This window comes from Dietzia sp. SYD-A1, from assembly GCF_015356725.1.
Lineage (GTDB): Bacteria > Actinomycetota > Actinomycetes > Mycobacteriales > Mycobacteriaceae > Dietzia.
This window is the reverse complement of record NZ_JADDKI010000672.1, coordinates 1-414: the sequence shown is the minus strand read 5'-3', so window position 1 is coordinate 414 and position 414 is coordinate 1. Positions and strand designations below refer to the sequence as shown.

Sequence of the window (414 nt, the reverse complement as noted above, 5' to 3'; positions counted from 1 at the left end):
ATGCCCCATGATTTCACAAACCCAACCGTAAAACTACTTCACACGCGCGACACTAGGATGGCGAGCTGGAGATGTTCAACTCCAACATGCTGGTGGCCAAGGTCTCCGGCGATCTCTTCGGCGCGGGCTAGTAGCTGCTCGAACCGAGGTGTTCTTCTCATTCCTCAGTAACCTCGCTCTTCTCCCGGTGCGGGTCTCGGAAGATGGTGTCCATGTGGCCGCAGATTCAGCGGCTTTGGTTCCTATAACCTTCCTCGGTCATGGGGGCCACCTCCAAGTCAGGGCTGGCACCATAGCTGCGCGCGAGTGGAAGTCTCAAGGATCGCGGAGTGCTCCATCTGATGCAATTCGAGGCGCCTACTGATCAGGTGCCGGGTTCTGAGGTGTCGAGTTTCGGTGGGGTTGGACGCAGCA

At 57.7% G+C, this 414-nt stretch carries 1 protein-coding gene; it reads right to left on the bottom strand.

All coding sequences use genetic code 11. The features are described 5' to 3' along the window. Window positions 1-38: 38 nt before the first annotated feature. Window positions 39-161 (bottom strand): Clp protease N-terminal domain-containing protein, encoded by a 123-nt coding sequence (locus IY392_RS19730; RefSeq protein ID WP_152427884.1) that lies wholly within the window; start codon window positions 159-161, stop codon window positions 39-41. Window positions 162-414: the final 253 nt, after the last annotated feature.

Excerpts from the sequence above, each read along its gene's own strand:
- IY392_RS19730 (WP_152427884.1), bottom strand. The coding sequence starts at position 161 with ATGAGAAGAACACCTCGGTTCGAGCAGCTACTAGCCCGCGCCGAAGAG.